Origin of the sequence: Pantoea sp. EKM20T, assembly GCF_011800485.1 — a bacterium.
Lineage (GTDB): Bacteria > Pseudomonadota > Gammaproteobacteria > Enterobacterales > Enterobacteriaceae > Pantoea > Pantoea agglomerans.
The window spans coordinates 1-242 of the sequence record NZ_JAALFW010000054.1; the positions used below are offsets into that span (position 1 = coordinate 1).

The following is a 242-nucleotide window of genomic DNA, read 5'->3' on the forward strand; positions in this document are numbered from 1 at the left end:
TTGACGTGATCGATGTCGGCGGTTGCGTCGCCGGAAAGGGTCGGCCGCGCGTCGTCGGTGACCGAGCCGCTGGCAATCTCGCCGGTAATCGCACCGACGTCGTCGGTCAGGGTGATGCTGTCGATGACCAGGCCTGAGGTCTGGTTATCCGGCGGCGTGCTGTCGCCGGGGCCGTCGATCACAACGCTGTTGCTGTTGCCCGCCTCGTCGGTGGCTTCCACCACGACGTCTTTGGCGTCCAC

1 protein-coding gene is annotated in these 242 nt (G+C 66.1%); it reads right to left on the reverse strand.

What is annotated here, in order from left to right; translation table 11 throughout:
* A partial coding sequence (locus HFD94_RS22855; RefSeq protein WP_181955376.1) for a hypothetical protein occupies positions 1-242 on the reverse strand: 242 nt, incomplete at both ends.